At 39.5% G+C, this 16,564-nt stretch carries 14 protein-coding genes (1 of these 14 only partly in view); 3 read left to right on the top strand and 11 right to left on the bottom strand.

Annotated elements, in window-relative coordinates; genetic code table 11:
• Positions 1 to 27 precede the first annotated feature (27 nt).
• From LEP1GSC190_RS08540 to recN, 8 genes are all read right to left on the bottom strand, one after another.
• The gene (locus LEP1GSC190_RS08540; RefSeq protein WP_036035556.1) at positions 28 to 1,194 is read right to left on the bottom strand and encodes a glycosyltransferase family 4 protein; all 1,167 of its coding nucleotides are present in this window, start codon (positions 1,192 to 1,194) and stop codon (positions 28 to 30) included.
• 20 nt (positions 1,195 to 1,214) lie between these two features.
• Entirely contained in the window at positions 1,215 to 2,060 is an 846-nt protein-coding gene (locus tag LEP1GSC190_RS08535; protein ID WP_002761712.1) for a 3'(2'),5'-bisphosphate nucleotidase CysQ family protein, read from the bottom strand.
• Between the two features lie 9 nt (positions 2,061 to 2,069).
• Positions 2,070 to 2,501, bottom strand: coding sequence for an LIC11625 family surface-exposed protein (locus LEP1GSC190_RS08530; RefSeq protein ID WP_002761745.1), 432 nt, complete (start codon positions 2,499 to 2,501; stop codon positions 2,070 to 2,072).
• A gap of 60 nt (positions 2,502 to 2,561) precedes the next feature.
• Positions 2,562 to 4,757 (bottom strand): ATP-dependent helicase, encoded by a 2,196-nt coding sequence (locus tag LEP1GSC190_RS08525; RefSeq protein WP_002761743.1) that lies wholly within the window; start codon positions 4,755 to 4,757, stop codon positions 2,562 to 2,564.
• Entirely contained in the window at positions 4,754 to 7,642 is a 2,889-nt protein-coding gene (locus LEP1GSC190_RS08520; protein ID WP_086004791.1) for a BamA/OMP85 family outer membrane protein, read from the bottom strand. The genes LEP1GSC190_RS08525 and LEP1GSC190_RS08520 overlap by 4 nt, the downstream gene beginning before the upstream one ends.
• A gap of 61 nt (positions 7,643 to 7,703) precedes the next feature.
• Positions 7,704 to 8,153, bottom strand: a complete 450-nt coding sequence (locus LEP1GSC190_RS08515) for an ExbD/TolR family protein (RefSeq protein WP_002761785.1) — start codon at positions 8,151 to 8,153, stop codon at positions 7,704 to 7,706.
• A gap of 2 nt (positions 8,154 to 8,155) precedes the next feature.
• Positions 8,156 to 8,761, bottom strand: a complete 606-nt coding sequence (locus LEP1GSC190_RS08510) for a MotA/TolQ/ExbB proton channel family protein (protein ID WP_002761703.1) — start codon at positions 8,759 to 8,761, stop codon at positions 8,156 to 8,158.
• Between the two features lie 112 nt (positions 8,762 to 8,873).
• Positions 8,874 to 10,580 carry a DNA repair protein RecN gene (gene recN, locus LEP1GSC190_RS08505; RefSeq protein WP_002761779.1) on the bottom strand — a complete coding sequence of 569 codons (1,707 nt, stop codon included), beginning with the start codon at positions 10,578 to 10,580 and terminating at the stop codon, positions 8,874 to 8,876.
• Between the two features lie 644 nt (positions 10,581 to 11,224).
• Here recN and LEP1GSC190_RS08500 point away from each other — a divergent pair.
• From LEP1GSC190_RS08500 to LEP1GSC190_RS08490, 3 genes are all read left to right on the top strand, one after another.
• Positions 11,225 to 11,929, top strand: a complete 705-nt coding sequence (locus LEP1GSC190_RS08500; RefSeq protein ID WP_002761791.1) for a hypothetical protein — start codon at positions 11,225 to 11,227, stop codon at positions 11,927 to 11,929.
• Positions 11,919 to 12,689: an SDR family oxidoreductase gene (locus LEP1GSC190_RS08495; RefSeq protein ID WP_004279942.1), complete on the top strand. Its 771-nt coding sequence runs from the start codon at positions 11,919 to 11,921 to the stop codon at positions 12,687 to 12,689. The genes LEP1GSC190_RS08500 and LEP1GSC190_RS08495 overlap by 11 nt, the downstream gene beginning before the upstream one ends.
• Positions 12,690 to 12,865: 176 nt before the next feature.
• Positions 12,866 to 13,165 carry an ArsR/SmtB family transcription factor gene (locus LEP1GSC190_RS08490; protein WP_002728490.1) on the top strand — a complete coding sequence of 100 codons (300 nt, stop codon included), beginning with the start codon at positions 12,866 to 12,868 and terminating at the stop codon, positions 13,163 to 13,165.
• A 14-nt stretch (positions 13,166 to 13,179) separates the two neighbouring features.
• On the opposite strand, the gene rfaD is transcribed toward LEP1GSC190_RS08490, so the two are convergent.
• The 3 genes in view from rfaD to mutY are tightly spaced (at most 14 nt apart) and all read right to left on the bottom strand, a layout consistent with a single transcriptional unit that may run on beyond the window.
• Positions 13,180 to 14,151 carry an ADP-glyceromanno-heptose 6-epimerase gene (rfaD, locus tag LEP1GSC190_RS08485; RefSeq protein WP_002761787.1) on the bottom strand — a complete coding sequence of 324 codons (972 nt, stop codon included), beginning with the start codon at positions 14,149 to 14,151 and terminating at the stop codon, positions 13,180 to 13,182.
• Positions 14,152 to 14,165: 14 nt separating this feature from the next.
• The gene (locus LEP1GSC190_RS08480; RefSeq protein WP_002761751.1) at positions 14,166 to 15,923 is read right to left on the bottom strand and encodes a UbiD family decarboxylase; all 1,758 of its coding nucleotides are present in this window, start codon (positions 15,921 to 15,923) and stop codon (positions 14,166 to 14,168) included.
• A protein-coding gene (gene mutY / locus LEP1GSC190_RS08475) for an A/G-specific adenine glycosylase (protein WP_002761797.1) crosses the window boundary here: on the bottom strand, positions 15,920 to 16,564 show its 3' portion. Its footprint extends 474 nt past the window's final position; 645 of the gene's 1,119 nt are visible here — the last part of the coding sequence; the start codon falls outside the window, past its right edge; its stop codon occupies positions 15,920 to 15,922. Before mutY ends, LEP1GSC190_RS08480 begins: the two co-directional genes overlap by 4 nt.

Below are 16,564 nucleotides of genomic sequence, written 5' to 3'. Positions count from 1 at the left end.
GAGTTCCCACATTTTCCTTCAACGAGTTTAAACCGGATTTTTTGATTTCAAAACTTCACGAATTTGATCGGAAATCGTTTTGGCTGCTGCGCTTCGATAGAATTTTCGAATATCCACTTTCTTACCCAAATACGGTTTTTTAGAAAAGTTTAAAAGTGCCAGAGTCCAAAGTTTTTCTTCAAGTTTTAGATACTGGATTTTGTCCCCGCCGATTTCTCGGAATACCGGAAGATCCGTGACGATCGCAGGTTTTTGGAGACTCAATGCCTCCAAAAGCGGGATCCCAAACCCTTCATACAAGGAAGAAAATAAAAACAAAGCGCACTTCTCGTACATATGAGCAAGCTCCACATCAGTCGGACTTTCAATCCAAATAATGCCTAAGGCCTTACTTTCCGGGCTTCGAAGAGCTTCAATAAACTTAGGATCTTCCCAGCCGGCCTTTCCACCGATTACCCAGGAGAACCTTCGATTAAATTTTACAGATTTTGAATATTCAACATAAGCATTATACAAAAATTGATAATTCTTTCTGGGTTCGACGGTCGAAACCGAGAGGAAAAATTTCTCAGGAAGAGAGTCTGCTCTGTCGCCCGGCTTTTTTTTAAGCAGACCTTTGAATTCAGAAAGTTCGATTCCGGGGTAAACGACTTGCATCTTTTCAAAAGGAACGTGAAAAAATTCAGCTACTTCGTTTCGTGTGGATTCGGAAATAGGGAGTAGTTTGTCCGCACGTCTGATAGAACGAACAAGGTAAAATTTTTGTTGGATTCTCGCGAGAGTTCTCATCGTGTCTGGAAAACGATACGCAACCAGATCGTTGTATGTCAGAACGGTTGCGGTTTTTCTAGAAAGAAAAGGGGGAAGTACCTGTTGGGTTCCCCAGAAAAGATCGAGTCGCATTTTTCTCAATTGCAATGGAAGAGCGACCGCAAAGTAAAGTCCCCCCTTTTTGGAAAAAAAACCTTCCCCTTTGACGAACCGAATTCCGGGAAGATCCAAAAGATTTGCGTAACTCGGATGAATATCTTTGTGAGAGAAAAGATAAAACTCAAAGCTCGTATCCTTTCCCAAGTCAAACAAAACACTGTGAATCATCTTACCCACGCCAGAAACAGGAGTAGAAAAAGGCCTGGCATCTACACCAATTCTAATTGTACGAATTATATTTTTTGAATATTCTTTTTTTTTCATAATTCCGCTAAAAAAAGAAATCAATCCCAGTCTCTTAGGCCCGATTGAAAATGCGATTTCGAACTTTCCCAGACCTGTATGAGAGACGGAGTATGTCCAGCTATTAGTCCATCTCCTCTTCCATCTACTGTCTGAAACTTATAGGGTTTACCGGATCGAATTTCCAAGTCAGAACCTCCCGAGGCATTTACGAGAGCAATTCCCGCACAGATATCCCAATCATTTTTCGGCTTTAGAGAAATTGAAAGGGACGCTTTTCCTGCCGCCACCAAACCGAGCTTATATGCGATCGAACCCATCGCTGAAAACTCCCAACCGGCAGGAATCATAGAGGAAAGGAAAAGCCCTTCTTTTTCTTCGGTTCTAGAAATGAGAACCTTGTTTGTAAGTTTAAAATTGCTTAATGTTTTTGTAAAATTCTGGGATTCAATAGAAAACGAATCGGGTATCTCTTCCAACTTCTGATAAACGACACCTAAGTTTTCCATTCCATAGATCAATTCGCGGGTAACTGGATTGAAAATGATTCCGAGGATCGCTTTGCCTTTGACGGAAAGTCCCAAGCTGATTGCAAACTCTGGATTTTTATGCACGAATTCGCGTGTCCCGTCGATGGGATCCAAAATCCAAGCTGCGACAAATTTGGAGATATCCTTTCTTTCCGAGTCTTCTTCGGAAAGAATCGGAATATTCGAAAAATGTAAATTCCTGGAAATATGAGCTCCGGCTTTTAGATCCGCTTCTGTGACGGGATCGTTTTTTCCCTTATCCTTAACCTTAAAATCGGAATGATAGATTTCTAATACGATTTTACCCGCTTCCAAAACGGAGTTTACGGCGGGCTGAAGATATTGAATCGAATCCAAAAAAGAAAATTACTTTCCGCCCGGATTAGCGGTGTTTTCCTTATGGGGGTCGTCTAAATTTTCGGGACGGAGATAAAACACTTCGTTTTCAGGAGTTTGGAGATAGATTTCGGGATCCATTTTGAAGCTGTAAAAGAAAAGATATTTTTTGAATTTTACATAAACCGTGTATGTTCCTTTTTGAGGCTCATAAAGCATCGTATCCGCATTCAGATCCTTCGTGATTTCTTTGTATTCAAGATATCTATGGTGGAGTGTATATTTTACTGCGGAAAGAAGATTCCTTTCCAGAGTCACTTTTTTCATTGCATCCGAAAGTTTCACGTTCTTATTAAATTCTTCTACTTTGTTAAATTCCTCCACAACACCTTGCGATTTTCCCGCTTGAAGGCCAACAAAGTTTATGAGAAGCAAAAGAGAGATTGTGAGTATTTTCTTCATCTGGTTTCCTATTTCCGGTATTAATATCGGATTTTAGAATGGGCAAACTTAGCCCCTTTCTTATAATTTCTCAAGCGGGGTATAGGCAACAAAAAAGTTCTTCTCAACGTTTCCGAAGCGAATGGAAACTTTCGTATTTTTTTCTTTTCCCGAGACTGTCTGAATCGTCCCGATTCCGAATTGTTTGTGTTTTACTCGGTCTCCCGGTTTTAGATAGAGATTAGCAGGATCCGGTGTGGATGATGAAAAACCGGTATTAAATTTTTCTTCGACTGACCGAGTCTTAGAGGCCAGGGGTGGCCCTTGAGGTCTTCTTGCAGTACGTTCCCGACTTACGCGCTCTGCGAAACATTCTCTTGGAACTTCCGATAAAAATCGAGAAGGAATTCTATCCTCCACCTTACCAAACTTTCTAGAAGTCCTGCAATAACTTAGAAGCAATTGTTCCCGGGCACGCGTAAGGGCGACGTAAAAAAGCCTCCTTTCTTCTTCGTCTCCAAAGTGAGAATCTTCTAAACTCATACTGTGAGGAAATGTACCTTCTTCCAAACCTGAAAGAAAAACGATTTTAAATTCCAGACCTTTTGCATTATGCACCGTCATGAGATTCACATAATCGATAAGCTCTTTCGATTCTTCTTCACTTGTAATTAAGCTGATTTGATTTAAATATTCTTCCAAGGAGGGGGAATCAGAATTTTTTTCGTATTCCTCGATCGAATTGACAAGTTCTTGAAGGTTTTCTAAACGGGCGATCGATTCTTCTGTACCTTCGTCCCTTAAATGGGACATGAGACCAGAACGATTCAAAAGTTCTAATGCGATTTCAGAAGGGGAAGAGTTCTTTTCAGCCTTTTCGATTAGATCGCTGAATAAACTATAGAGTTCCCTCCCTTTGGATTTCGCCGCCTTTTTGAGAGGAATATCTTCTTGACCCAAGGCTTCCAAAAGAGAAATTCCTTTTTCCAGAGAAAATTCACGAATTTTATCGATTCCGGAATCGCCGATTCCTCTCGGAGGATAGTTTACGATTCGAAGAAGTGAAATGCTGTCGAGAGGATTGGAAACCACACTCAGATAAGCGATAAAATCCTTGATCTCCGCCCTGTCAAAAAATCGGAAACCCCCGAAAATTTTATACGGAATTCCCAGATTCCGAAGTGCTTCTTCAAAATATCTAGACTGAGAATTTGTTCTGTAGAATATTGCAATATTCTTATATTCTGTTCCGTAGGAATATGCGGAACGGATTCTAGTAATTACTCCATGGGCTTCTTCTGATTCGTTTTCAAATTCGTTCAACACAATCGGGGAACCTTCGGGATTATTCGTGAATATTTCTTTTTGTTTTCTCTGAGTGTTGTTCGAAATCACTTTTGAAGCCGCAAGAATGATATTCGATGAAGAACGATAATTCTCCTCTAGTTTGATGACTGTGGATTCGGGGAAGTCCTTTTCGAAATTCAGAATGTTTCCGATGTCGGCTCCTCTCCAGGAATAAATGGATTGGTCGTCGTCGCCAACAACACAAAGATTTCTCTTTTCACCCGCGAGAAGAAGTACTAATTGGTATTGTACTTTGTTTGTATCCTGATATTCGTCTACCATCACGTATTCCCATTTGTGACGGTATTTGGCGATTGCATCCGGTGATTTTTGAAAGAGTTGTACTGTTTTCCAGATGAGATCTCCGAAATCGAAAGCACGGCTCGCGTCTTTTCTCTTTTCGTATTCTTTATAAATTGCAGATACGGTTTTGGAAAAATCGGTGCGTCCTTCCTTTTCCAGATAAGCCTCGGGAGACAACATTTTATCCTTCAAACTACTGATGTAATTTCCGAGCATAGAAGGTTTGTAAAATTTAAGATCTAAAGAAAGATCTTTTACGACTTGTTTAAGAAGAGACTCTTGAAGGGTCGTATCATAAACAGTAAACGCACTGTCGAATCCAAAAAAAATCGCTTCTCTTCTGAGGATGTAAAGACAAAGAGAATGAAATGTTTTAATCTGAAGATTTGCTGGAATGAAAGGGACCAAGTTTTTTACTCGTTCGACCATCTCCGCGGCAGCCTTATTAGTGAAGGTTAATGCGCAGATTCTATCCATTCCATGATTGACAAGAAGGTTTGCGATTCTATGCGTGATGACCCTGGTTTTACCCGAGCCTGCACCCGCCAAGATGAGTACTGGGCCGGTTGTCTGTAAAACGGCTTTTTTTTGTTCTTCGTTTAGACCTATAAGGAAAGAAGAGGTCAAAATCTATAATCTCCGATTCCGAACACAAACTGAAATGCATTGTCGGATTCAAATTTCGTAAAGGGATGATCTGGAACTCCTGAATATTTCAATTTCTGAGCAAAATAAATTCGAAGAGGAAGAACCGGAATCTGAATCCTGAGACCGATTCCCCAGGAAAACCGGAATTTATCCAAAGCGATATTGTTTCCGGAAAGCACTAGGTTGGCAGGATTGTTGAGCTCTTCGTAAGTATAATCTGCTTTCCTGAGGGCGTTTAGATTGTAGTGATTTGAAAGAGCGTATCCTACGGGATCCTTTAACTGAGCTTCTCTGACTCTTTGGTCGTAGGTTGTAAATAGATCTCTTCTTACCCCGGTCGCTCGATTGACTTCCTCATACAAGGCTCCTGCATCGAAAAAAGCGACTAACCAGAGTAAGGTGGGTTCGATCGGAAAACGAAGTTCGGAACTAAAAAGCATCCTGGTTGCAGCCCCGTCCCTCCATTCGGTAGGGTATTTTGCGTCGTTATAAAACCAACCGCGAAGAGACTCATAACCACCTAAGAACTGTAAGTCTTGCAATTGAATGTATGGCCTTTGAATCGGGTCCTGTTTACCGTAATACGGAACCCTTTGGAATGTAAAAAGAGAAGAGCTTCTAAATTCTTGCACGACTCTCCATCGTCTGAGTGCGTTGTTTCTAAAGAGTCCGAAAAAACTATAATCAAACCAAGTATGATAGTATTCCGCAAGAACCCTATATTGATCGAAATGGGATTGACCGCCTAATGCCTGCCCAACGTTGTCCATCTGAAAAAGCAAATCGTAGCCCTGTGTAGGGTTAAAAACGTTATCTCGAATGTCATACGCGATTCCATTCGAAATCTGAGAACGAAATTGCCAGCCTCTACGGACCTCCGCAAGAACTTGATCCGATACAAGAGAAGACGGATTTGTGGAAGCGTAGATACTTGGGGAATATCTGTGAAAATGAGTCCAGTTGATAAAAATCCTGTGACCGATTCCGACGGTAAAACCGACCCCGTCCCTAGAATAAACAGCCTGCTCCTTAATTGACTGTTGGTTGTTATTCTCCGTGATTGAGACGGCACCTACATTGTAAATTCTAGAGGAATAAAAAAGAGAAAGAGAAAGAGACCAAGGTTTATTATAAAGCCAAGGTTCCGTCCAAGTTATCTGAAAAAGTCTTCGGAAAGGACCGAATTCGAGACGTCCGGAAATTTTTTGCCCCGTTCCATTTAGGTTATTTTCACCGACCTCAGTGAAAATGGAAAATCCGGTAATTGTACCGTAACCGCCGCCCATGGAAACCGTTCCCGTAGGTTGTTCAAGAACTTCGATGATGAGATTCATTTTCGTCTGGTCCGAACCCGGCCTCATGTTAAAGTTCACTTCTTTGAAGTAACCCAGGTTATAAATTCTTTCTCTCGAACGGTTGACTAAAATGGAATTGAAAAGATCCCCTTGTTTGAAAAGAAGTTCCCTTCGAATTACACGATCCTGGGTTTTTTTATTTCCTTTGATGATAACATTTTCCACATAAGCAAGATTGTTTTCTCGAATATTAAAATCAACGTGAACAAATTTTTTACCGTGTAACTCAGATTTGGTATTGTAGAGTTGTCTCAATCGTTTGATATGAAGTTGAGAATATTCGTTTTCACAGATTTTTCTTTCTTCTTCGGATTTACGGCTGTAACAATTTTCATAATATTCTAAATTTTCACGATCGAGAGAAATCACCTTTCTACGAGGAATCACCTGCGCGAAGAGATAACCTTTCGAGCTGTACATTTCGTTCACGGTTCCCCGGTCCCGCATAAAACGAGTTTCATCAAAAATTGCTCCGACGTCTCCGTCACTATAATCCAAACTTCTTTCGATTTCTTTGGGAGGAAAAAGTGGTTTCAATTCGTCTTTTGTAGTTTCCGGAGGGTTCTTCTCTTTATTCAAAAAGAGAGGTCTTCCTTCTCCATCCAAGGACATATCATGGTTTACAGTATAGCCGTTGAAGAAATAAATCTGACCTTCGGAAATTTTTATGTTTACGATGATAACTCTTCTGTCTTTTTTTTCTGGATTTTCCCAATGGATCTCCCAATTGGTTCCTTCCCGAATCAATTCGGCATCAAGATAACCTTTACTTTTGAGATAAGCAACGATGGTATCCTTATCTTTTTCAAAAGAAGATTCTTTAAAATTACCGCCTTCGAAAATTCCTTCCTCTTTCATTTCTATAACAGAAAGAATCTCCGAAGTTTCGATGGATTCATTGCCGTAAACGTTGATTTTAGAGACGGGGATTTCTTCCCCTTCATCGATGACAAAACGGACCCGAACCAAATTTGTCTTCGAATCTGGTTTTCCCAATTCTACTTTTACGTAAGCGAGAAAAAATCCTTCGTCTCTATATTTCTGAAGAATCAAATCTCTCGATTTAGTGATTTTTTGGGGTGTGATTACTTCGTTATCTTTGAGAGGAAGTTTATCTCTCAGATCCGCCGGAAACACTTCGTCTGCACCAACAAATTCTATTTCTTTTACTCGCGGTCTTTCTTTGAGATCGAAGATGATACGAATTCCATCCGAAACTTCTTCTGCTTGAATATCGACGAAATAAAAAAAGCCGGAGTTAAAAAGATTCTTTAGATCCCGATCGAGAATTTTTTTGGTAAGAATTTTACCAATTTTTATCTCGATCATCGATTCGAGATCACTATCGGGAGTATTTTTATTTCCTTTGAATTTAATTTCTTTAATGACTTTCCCCAAGAAGTCGTTCCGTTTGGAAAAAATTTGAGTTAGTTCACCTGAATAGAATAAAAGTCCTAAAAGAATCACAAGCACAGATCCTTTTAAAGTTGGGGATAATATTCGTTTCAAAGTAAAAACTAAAGCCACCTAGATATTTGCAACTAGAACCAAAACCATCCAAAATCGGAATTTATTTTTCTCCGGAACCAGTTTGTCTTACCATCGCTAGGTTAAACTTACTTACTCCTGCCTCATTTACCTTATCGATTACCTTAATCACGGTCTGATAACTTGCAGTTCCGTCTCCTCGAATAATAACTCGATTTTTGCCCGGTTCCCTTTTCTCCAAAGGACCAAGGAAAACATTGATTTTTTCCGTCAGTTTTTCCAATGGAATCGGATCAGTATCCTTGTCTAAAAAAATCTTACCGTCTTTATTGACCGTAATCACAAGTTCATCTTTTTTCTTTTCTTGGGCGGTTGAAGAAGAGCGAGGAAGTTCGATTTTCATGACCGTCGATTTTTCCAAAGTCGCGTTCATCAAAAAATAAATAACGATAAAAGAAATCACGTCTATCAAAGGAGCTAATTCGATTTGCCCTGTTCTGCTTGCGGAAGATCGAAACTTTCTGAACTTCATATTTATTTCAGATATTTAAGAGCTTGACCGGAAAGATTTTCCATTTCGGCAATCGTATCTTCTTTTTTCTTTTGAAAGTAGTTATAGGCAACATAGGCAGGAATCGCAATGGCAAGTCCCATCGCGGTCGTAATCAAAGCTTCGCTGATTCCTACTTCAGCCCCTCTCGTTCCTGAACCTTCTTCGAAGGAACGAATGATCCCAAGTACCGTCCCGAGGACACCAAGAAGAGGAGAAATTGTCGCAATAGTCCCAAGTCCGGAAAGAAATCTTTCCATTTTGAGAATCTGTGCAAAACCTGCAGAGAGCATTTCCTCTTCCGCAGCTTCTAAATTTTTAAGTGAAGATTCAATACCTGCTTGAAGAACGAGAACAGAAGGTCCGTTGTTCATGCTTTTAAGATAATCAATCGCTGTATTCCAATTTTTCTGGCGAAATAATTCTTTGAGAGAACGCCAGTCATCAAGAGCAATCGGTTTCCACTTAGAAAAATAGATCAATCTTTCAATAATGATCGTAAAACCGATAATGGAAACTAAAACAATAACAATCGGTACAGACTCCGGAGGAATTGCAGAAATTAGAGAATCAGATTTGGCTAAAAACATTTAAGTAAAATTCTCCCATGAGTAGAGTTTAAAACTCTCCTGTAGCTGCCAAACAGTTTTCTAATTCGCGTACCTCCTTTTTGTAAGGATTCGAAATTGGGAAATCTGTATTCTAAACCGCCTGTTTTTTCAACAGTTCTTTAGCGTGTTCTAGAGCGCCTTTTGACACTTTCTGACCTGAAATCATTCTTGCAAGTTCCAAAGTTCTCTCTTCTAAACTCAAAAATTCTGTCTTCGAAAACGTACGTCCCCCCTCTACCGACTTCGTAACTTTTAAATGATCATTTGCTGCGGACGCTATCTGTTGTAAGTGTGTGATCAAAATCAATTGGTGATTTTCCGCCAGATTTCTGAGTTTTCGAGCCACATCCATTGCAATTTCTCCACCTAAACCGGAATCGATCTCGTCGAATATCAAAACCCGCAAATTAGCCTGTCTACCCAAAATAGAGCGAATTGCGAGCATTACTCTAGACACCTCTCCTCCAGAGGCGATCTTACGAAGTGGTCTCGGTTTTTCTCCCGGATTCGGACTGAAATAAAATTCGAGCTGATCCAGTCCCGACTCGTTTACAATATAACTTTTACCCGAAGCCGATACTTCTCCTTCCGGACTCGGTTCCCAACGGAGTACGACTTGAACCGCAGCTCCTGGCATTCCGAGTTGTTCTAATTCGGACTTGAGGGAAGACTCAAAACGAATGAGAGATTCCCTTCTCGCTTTGGAAAGTTGAATCGAAAGAGAGGCAAGTATAGAAGTCACCTTCTCGATTTCGACTTGCATCGATTCCTTGTTCTTCGAATTTTCCTCCATCGCTTCCAATTCCTGTTCTGCTTTGCTTTTGCAATCCAAAATCGCAGCTAAATCGGAACCATATTTTTTTTTCATTTTAGAAATCAGATCCAAACGAGATTGAACGAATTGAAGCCTATCCGGAGAAAAGAAAATCTCTTCCTTTTCATCCAAAACGGATGAGTTGATCTCTTTAAGTTGAATATAAATTTCCTGTAAAGAATCCAAGGTCTTTGAGAAATCGGGTTGAATCGATTTAATTTTTTCTGCCGCGCTCAAAAATCTCGGAAATGAAGGAAGAATGGCGGATTCACTGTCTGCAAGATACGAAGATAAAATTTCATAATTCTCTGCGAGAAGTTCTCCATGAGCCAAAAGATTTTCCTCTTGGATCAGTCCCTCTTCCTCGCCCTCTTTGAGATCAGCCTCTTTGATTTCCCTGATTTGAAAGGTAAGAAACTCGATTCGTTTGGATTTTTCTTCCTCATTCTTACGCAATTCTTCAAGGCGTTTTTTTAGACTCCTATAGGTAAGAAAACATTCTTTCACTTCATTTCGGAGAGGAATAAGACCTGCGTAAAGATCTATGATGTCCAATTGTTCTCCCCGATCCAAAAGAAGAATCTGATCGTTCTGATTATGAACTTCGGCGAGTAGTTCACCCAAACCCCGAAGCGCAGTGGAAGAAGCCAATGATTGATTGATTAGAATCCTAGATTTTCCGTCTCGACTACATTCTCGATGAAGAGTGAGTTCCTGCGAATCGAAGGAAAATCCCTTTTCTTTCAACCATTCAAGGGCAACAGGGTTTTTAGAGAGATCGAACACCCCTTCTAACACATAACGGGGAGCGCCCGTTCGAATTTCCATCGGGCTACTTTTTCCGCCCAACAAAGAGGAAATGGCGTCCAAAATAAGAGACTTTCCCGCTCCCGTCTCTCCAGTAATCACAGTCATTCCTTTTTGAAAATCGATACAAGCCTCTTCAATCAGAGCAAAGTCTCTTATATTCAGGGTTCTCAGCATATTTACCTCAAAATACTAAACAAATTATAACCTCTATATAACTGCTATACAAATGATTGCAATATTTTTTTCTTGAAATCGTTTTTTTTTACACTCTATTCAGATATTCTATGTGAGTTTTGCAAATTTTTCCCTGCAGAAGGATTTAAATTCCAAACAACGTGCAAAAAAAAATCTATCCCAAAAACCCTCAGGATCATCATTGTTAAATCGCCAAACAAAATGTAGTAACTCCCACAGATTTATGCCTCTTAGAGAAATTTATATGTCTTTAAATCATCTTTTCACCGTTAAATTTAGTAAGAGTTCCTACGATTTGAGGTTTTAGAACAAACTCAAAATAGTATATAAGATTGAATCTGACAAACTTTCAAATTCGAATATGAAAAATTCGGATTATAAACTTTTGGAAATCTTTAAGGAAAATTTACCGACCATAATAGTAGGCTTTGTATCCGATTTATTCTTAGATATTTAGATTTCCCGGTTTTTAATAAGGAGAAGACGGAGTAAATTTTAGAAGATTTACCCGATTTTTAGAATATCCTAATTCTGGAATTTGATTGATTCCATCTCTTTGTTGTCAAAACTGACAGGGAAATTTTGTGGCGTCCGGTTTACACTGCAAAAGGATTTGAAGAAATATGGCAAAAAGTTTTCAAGACTTAGATCAAAAATTGACCGAACTTATCCGAACACGCTCCCAAATTACACTCCAATCCTCTAGGATGAATTCCAAACTGGAGCACTACGTCCTTAAAATCATTACAGAAATTCTAACCAAGGTTGGTCAAACTCGTTATATAGAAATGCTATACACGATTACAAAAGAGATGTCCATTAACGGAGTCAAAGCGAATCAAAAAAGAGTCTTTTTTGAGGACGAAGGTTTGGATATTCGAAATCCAGAACATTACGAAAAAGGAATCACTGCTTTTAAAGCGAAGTTTTCAGAAAAAATGGTAGATGAATATGGCAAAAGATGTCTTGCTCGTGGAATTTCCGTAAAATTAAACATAACATACACAAACGAAGGACTTATAGTAGAAGTTACTAATAATACTCCCGTAATCCAAGAGGAAGAAGAACGAATGCGAGAGAAAATGAGAAAAGCAATGTCATACAATGACATTGCGGAATTCTACATGGACAATATGGATAACACCGAAGGAGCGGGACTTGGGATCGCACTCATTATGATTCTATTAAAAAGTGAGAATATAGATCCTCATCTCTTTAGGATTATAACCGGAGAACATGAAACTACTTCTAGAGTGGAAATTCCATTTTCGAAAAATTATATCAGCACAAGAAGTAAAGAATTAAAGGAAAACAATCTTGGAAATTAAAGGTAAAACAGTACTCGTCACCGGCTCAGCAGGCGGACTTGGAAAGGCTATGGCGGAACATTTTGCCAAAAAAGGGGCAAAAATTGTTCTTTCGGACATATCTGAAGAAAAATTAAAAGAAGCAGAAAAGGATATCAGAGTTTTAGGAGCCGAAGTACTTTCCTTTAAAGCGGACGTATCCAAAGAAGAAGATGCAGAAAAGCTTATGCAATATGCGGTGAAACATTTTGGAAGTTTAGACGTCGCTATATTGAACGCGGGAATCTTAAGAGACGGATTGTTAGTAAAAACAGATAGAGAAACTGGTAAAGTAATTTCCAAAATGTCCTTGGCGAATTGGCAATCCGTTATCGACGTCAATCTTACTGGAGTATTCTTGACTGGAAGAGAAGCAGCAATTCAAATGATAGAAAGTAAAAGTAAAGGTGTTATCATCCCAATTGCATCTGTTGCGATGCATGGAAATCCAGGTCAGACAAATTATTCCGCCGCAAAAGCTGGAGTTGCCTCAATGACGAAATTGTGGGCAAAAGAATTGAGTAGATACGGCATTCGTGTGGCAGGTATTGCACCCGGATTTATAAAAACAGAAATGGTAATGAAAGATATGAATCCTGAAGCGCTAAAAAAATGGGAATCTCTTATACCTATAGGTAGATTAGGAGAACCTTATGAGATTGCGCTCTCCGCCGAATTTATCGTTAACAACGATTTAGTGTCCAGTGTTGTATTAGAAATATCAGGTGGAGTAAAAATTTAATCGGAAATCATTTTTTTAAGAAAAGAACTTTACAGTAAGATAAAATTATAATAAAATAGACCGTAATTTATCGAATCGAGATTTGCTAGTTTACTAAAATTGAATAAACTTGAGTCGGTATTTTAGTCTAAAAAGAGAAAGCATTTTCTTTTAGAAATATAAATAAGAGTAAAACAATGTCCAAAGAAAAATCAGCATTAAAGAAAAACCAATTAGAGTCAGCAATTCGTGGAATTAAGGGGATCGCTCACCCTGACCGTTTGCAGATTCTTTTCTTCCTGTCTCAAAAAGAACACAGTGTAGGCGAGCTTGTGGATTTACTGGGAATCAGTCAATCGGCTGCTTCTCAGCACCTAAGTAAGATGAAAATCAACGGAATTCTTTCCAGTAGAAAAGAATCCAACCAAGTTTTCTACTATCTGAAAGACGGAAAATATAAGGACCTAATCCGTACAATCATTAAAATCTACGGTTAATCCTTAAAAAATAGCTATGTGCCCTCTTCCTCTTGGAGGAGGGTTACATATTCTCTTACAGCTTCCTTCAACTGAGTAAATCCTTCAGAATATCCCGTCTTTAAGAGTTTCGTCGTATCGGCGCAAGTGTAATATTGATATTTTGCCTTTAGGGATTCAGGCATTTCGATATATTCTATATTTGCAGTCAGCTTTAAAGTATCAAAGATCGCGGAGACTAAGTCGTTCCACGTTTCAGCAATTCCTCTTCCGAGATTGTATAATCCTGCATAATCGCCAAACGCTAAATAGGCGGTAATTTTTGCGGCGTCCTTCACGTATAAAAAATCTCTTTTTTGTTCTCCATCCTTGTATTCGGATTTATAGGATTTAAAAAGACGGATTCTACCTTCCTTTTTGATTTGTTCGTATCCCTTTAGAACAACGCTTCTCATATCCTCTTTATGCCCTTCTCCATATCCGAACACGTTGAAGTATTTAATTCCGGTAATTTTGTTTGAAAGGCCGTGTTTCTGAGCGTACAAATCAAACATATGTTTTGAATATCCGTACATATTCAAAGGTTTGAGAGAATTGATGGGGGCTTTGTCATCGTATCCGTTCGCTCCGTCTCCGTACGTTGCTGCCGAAGAAGCGTATACGAACCGAATTCCATTTTTTAGGGATTCGTTTGCGAGAAGTTTCGTATATTCGAAGTTATTTTTGATCAGGTAGGAAGCGTCTGTTTCAATCGTGGAAGAACAAGCTCCCAAGTGAAATAAGACATGATAATCTTTTAATAAAGAAGTGCGAACAGAAGAATCTAAAAAATTTTCCTTTTCCAGATAATCGGAATACTTTTTTCCGATTAGATTCTTCCATTTGGAGGATGTTCCTAAATGATCCACCACAAGAATATCTTCAATTCCCTGTCGATTGAGTTCCTCAATGAGATTGGAGCCTATGAGCCCGGCTCCGCCAGTAACGATACATCTTTTTTTCATCATAAGATTCAAATTTCTTAAAGAGAGTCTATCAGTCTACCAAATCTATCATCTACTTTTCGAATCGTCTCTGCATCCGCTTCTGTCAGAGGAGGATACCAGGTTTTCATTCTACAATCGATCACGATCGGCGGGTACAATGCAGGATGATTTCGGATTAATTTCGTATCTGCATAAATATCTCCGGCAGGTTCAAAGCGGGTAAAGATCGACCAAATAAAATCGTGATCAGAGCGGGTCGCGTCTTCCGAGTCGTTCACTAGGAATACAAATAGAAAATCTCGGATCGACTTTTCCTTTAAAAGTTTAGAAGGAACTCCGTCCTTTGGTTTGTATTTGGGTCCGGAAACGACCAAAACTCCCGGGTATGGAACCTTCGGATTTTTAAAAGAAGAATACAAGAACCTTCCTTTGAATTGTTCTTTTAAATCGTTTTTCTTTTTTCCAGAACCTAAGAAAATCGCCTTACTTCCTTGATTTACGGCAGGTCCTGTATAATCGAGCGTATCCTGAGAGATGTTTGCGAAAATATGAATATCTGTAATCGGATTCATTCTTTCTAATACTCTAATAAACGTTTCTCTAAAATTCTTCAGATTTATATCCTGATCTGTTACGAGTAGTACTTTTGTAAGAGAAAGTTGCCCTTCTCCTAAAATTCGAAGTGCACCAGTAAACGCCTCCCCTTGGTATCTTTCCTTAACTATAGCGGCCGCAAGAGAATGTACTCCGGATTCTTCGTAAGCCCAAATTCCTTTTACCGCGGGCATTACCACGGGAAATAATGGAGATAAAAGATCCTGTAGATATTCGGCGATCCAGTGATCCTCTTGTGGAGGGCGGCCTACGACGGTCGCGGGCCAAATCGCATCTTTTCGATGATAAATTTTTTGAACCTGGACGATGGGATAATCGTGTTTTAACGCGTAATATCCATAGTGATCTCCGAACGGTCCCTCCGGCTTTCGAATCTTGGGAGGGATTATACCTTGGATTAAAAAATCTGCATCCGCTACGATCGGAAGAAAAGAAACATTCTTGTCTCGTTTGATTTTAAGCTTTTCGCCTAACAAAAGCGAGGCGAGAATCAGTTCACTGATTTCCTCGGGTAAAGGAGCGACAGCGGCGATTGTCAAACCAGGAGGACCTCCCGTATAAATATGCACTGGAAGGGATCGGCCTTCCTTTTCCGCTTCGTGGTAATGATTTCCGCCGCCTCTGTGGATCTGGATATGCATCCCCGTTTCCATCGGTCCGTGAATCTGGATTCGATACATCCCCAGATTTCCCTTTCCGGTTTTTGGGCTTTCCGTATAAACCAAAGGAAGAGTGACGAAATTTCCTCCGTCCTTCGGCCAGGACTTGATTGTAGGAAGTTTATGCAAAGAATCTAATGTGTTTTCAAGAACCAGAGCTGTGTTTACTTTTTTGAGTCCGACTCGAAAAGCTTGAAACGCGGTATTTCTCAAAGCCCAAATTTTAGCTGGAGTCGGGGGAAGAATATTTTGGATCGTATATGCAATTTTTTGTACGAACTTGATTGGATCCTCTCCGAACGCAATTTTCATTCTTTTTTCGGAACCGTAGAGATTAGTCGCGACACTAAAGCGGGAACCTTTTACGTTTTTAAAAAGCACTGCCGGTCCTCTTTTAGAAACGACCCTTCTTTGAATTTCAGCTAATTCTAATATTGGATTCACTTCCTCTTCGATGACGAGAAGTTCCTTTTGCTTTTGTAATTCCTTTACGAATTCAGCCGTGGATCGAAGTTTCATAAATTTCCCACCGGAAGTTCCGGTTGTTTTTTGTTTTTATTTCTGAGCCTGATCAACTTTCCAGATATAGAAGACGGAAATTCTTCCTTAAGATCCGATTCGTTTACCCATTTGAATTGGATATCCGTTCTCTTTTGAAGACTTTTTTCGATTCGAACAATGTTCTTTTCATCAAGTTCGCTGAACTTCAATCGAATCCTATGATTAGTGATGGAATGCCTTGATCGCAGAGAATTCTGTATCACTCTGGAATCGGCGAATAATTCTTCCACCCACTCATCCTTTTCATAAGGATGTTTCCCTTCCAATCGAAACGGCAACGAGTAGATTGTCTTAAAAAATCTTCGAGTTGTGTATTTCACCAAAAGAACACGACCGGATGATTTCAAAAAAAGAAAGTTGAGGTCCAAGTCCACCCAATTCTCTACTGATTTAGTTGCCGGAACTTCTTTTTCTTTTCCGGATCCTTTTGCTTCACAATGATTTTCGAATGGACATACGGAACAATTTGGAACTGGAATACAAACAAGTGCACCGAGTTCCATCATTGCTTCGTTATGATCTCCAGGGACGTCAGGTGTTAAAAATTTTTGAGCTAGGTCTCCGAGAACATGGTTGGTGAAACTTGAATTAGGATCAGA

The sequence above is a fragment of the Leptospira mayottensis 200901116 genome (genome assembly GCF_000306675.2).
GTDB classification, from domain to species: Bacteria; Spirochaetota; Leptospiria; order Leptospirales; family Leptospiraceae; genus Leptospira; species Leptospira mayottensis.
The sequence above is the reverse complement of the archived record's forward strand: the minus strand, read 5'-3'. Positions and strand labels throughout refer to the sequence as shown.

What these genes read in the sequence shown, in the direction of transcription:
- LEP1GSC190_RS08540 (WP_036035556.1), bottom strand. Translation starts at nt 1,194, where the DNA reads ATGAAAAAAAAAGAATATTCAAAAAATATAATTCGTACAATTAGAATT.
- LEP1GSC190_RS08500 (WP_002761791.1), top strand. Translation starts at nt 11,225, where the DNA reads ATGGCAAAAAGTTTTCAAGACTTAGATCAAAAATTGACCGAACTTATC.
- LEP1GSC190_RS08480 (WP_002761751.1), bottom strand. Translation starts at nt 15,923, where the DNA reads ATGAAACTTCGATCCACGGCTGAATTCGTAAAGGAATTACAAAAGCAA.
- LEP1GSC190_RS08515 (WP_002761785.1), bottom strand. Translation starts at nt 8,153, where the DNA reads ATGAAGTTCAGAAAGTTTCGATCTTCCGCAAGCAGAACAGGGCAAATC.
- LEP1GSC190_RS08510 (WP_002761703.1), bottom strand. Translation starts at nt 8,761, where the DNA reads ATGTTTTTAGCCAAATCTGATTCTCTAATTTCTGCAATTCCTCCGGAG.
- LEP1GSC190_RS08530 (WP_002761745.1), bottom strand. Translation starts at nt 2,501, where the DNA reads ATGAAGAAAATACTCACAATCTCTCTTTTGCTTCTCATAAACTTTGTT.
- recN (WP_002761779.1), bottom strand. Translation starts at nt 10,580, where the DNA reads ATGCTGAGAACCCTGAATATAAGAGACTTTGCTCTGATTGAAGAGGCT.
- rfaD (WP_002761787.1), bottom strand. Translation starts at nt 14,151, where the DNA reads ATGATGAAAAAAAGATGTATCGTTACTGGCGGAGCCGGGCTCATAGGC.
- LEP1GSC190_RS08490 (WP_002728490.1), top strand. Translation starts at nt 12,866, where the DNA reads ATGTCCAAAGAAAAATCAGCATTAAAGAAAAACCAATTAGAGTCAGCA.